At 68.2% G+C, this 1,634-nt stretch carries 1 protein-coding gene and 1 tRNA gene; one reads left to right on the top strand and one right to left on the bottom strand.

Annotation, left to right across the window (positions count from 1 at the left end; genetic code table 11):
* Positions 1-3: 3 nt before the first annotated feature.
* Positions 4-78 (bottom strand) — tRNA-Val (locus tag G7A99_RS16300).
* Positions 79-245: 167 nt separating this feature from the next.
* Here G7A99_RS16300 and gltX point away from each other — a divergent pair.
* Positions 246-1,634 (top strand): glutamate--tRNA ligase (gltX, locus tag G7A99_RS16295; RefSeq protein ID WP_163142085.1); only part of this gene is annotated, 1,389 nt, incomplete at its 3' end.

Genomic DNA, 1,634 nt, shown 5'->3' with positions numbered 1-1,634 from the left:
TTCTGGTGGGCGGTGCTGGGTTCGAACCAGCGACCCCTGCCGTGTGAAGGCAGTGCTCTCCCGCTGAGCTAACCGCCCGAAAGCGCGGTGCGTAGAGTACTTCGGCCGCCGCCGCGCTGTCAACGCTCGGGTGCGCGTTCGCGCTTCGCCTTTGCTCCGTGAGTTGCTAGCATAACGGGCCTTTCAGCGGCGGCGGGCCCTGCCGAGCGGGCCCGAGTTCGAACCCCCTTTTCCGGAAGGCGCACATGACCGTAAAGACCCGTTTCGCCCCCAGTCCCACCGGCTATCTCCATATCGGTGGTGCACGCACGGCGCTGTTCTCCTGGCTGTATGCCCGGCGGCACGGCGGCCACTTCGTGCTGCGCATCGAGGATACCGACCGTGAGCGCTCCACCCCCGAGGCGATCAATGCGATCCTCGAGGGCATGGCCTGGCTCGGACTCGACTACGACGAGGGGCCGTTCTACCAGACCGAGCGCTTCGACCGCTACGCGGAGGTGATCGACCGCCTCCTGGAGGAGGGCAGGGCGTATCGCTGCTACTGCTCCCGCGAGCGGCTGGAGTCGCTGCGCGAGGCGCAGATGGCGCGCAAGGAGAAGCCCCGCTACGACGGGCGCTGCCGTCACCTCACCGAGCCGCCGGCGGACGCGAGTGGAGACCCGGTGATCCGTTTCCGGACCCCGCTGGAGGGGGAGACGGTGGTCAACGACCGGGTGAAGGGCCGCATCGTGTTCGCCAACCGCGAGCTCGACGACCTCATCATCGCCCGTGCCGACGGCTCGCCGACGTACAACTTCGTCGTGGTGGTGGACGACATGGACATGGGCATCAGCCATGTCATCCGCGGCGACGACCACGTCAACAATACCGCGCGCCAGGTGAACATCCTCCAGGCCCTGGGCGTGGAGCCGCCGGTGTACGCCCACGTGCCGATGATCCTGGACGAGGACGGCAAGAAGCTGTCCAAGCGCACCGGCGCGGCGAGCGTCATGGACTACCGCGATCAGGGCTACCTGCCCGAGGCGGTGCTGAACTATCTCGCGCGGCTGGGATGGTCCCACGGGGACCAGGAGATCTTCACCCTGGATGAGCTCATCCAGCTCTTCGACATCGACGACATCAACCACTCCGCTTCCAGCCTCAACAGCTCCAAGCTCCAGTGGCTGAACCAGCACTACATGAAGACCGGCGACCCGGCCCACGTGGCACGCCACCTGGCCTGGCACCTGGGCGAGATGGGTGTCGATCCGGCCGGGGGACCGTCGCTGGAGGCCCTGGTCAGTGCGCAGGCCGAGCGTACAAAGACCCTGCGGGAGATGGCGCAGAACAGCCTGTTCTTCTTCCGTGAGCCGGAGGGCTACGACGAGAAGGCGGCACGCAAGAACCTCAAGGCCGGGGCGGCACCCGTCCTCGCGGCGTTGCGCGAGGCCCTGTCCGGGCTCGGTCAGTGGCAGACCGAGGCGATCCACGAGACGGTCAGCGGGGTGGCGGAGGGCCAGGAGCTCAAGCTCGGCAAGGTGGCGCAGCCCCTGCGCGTCGCGGTCTCCGGCGGCCCCGTCTCGCCGCCGATCGACGAGACCCTGGCCCTGCTCGGTCGCGAGGCCACGCTGCGCCGTATCGAGGCCGCGGAGGCG

Source organism: Arhodomonas sp. KWT (assembly GCF_010993615.1).
The sequence above is the reverse complement of the archived record's forward strand: the minus strand, read 5'-3'. Positions and strand labels throughout refer to the sequence as shown.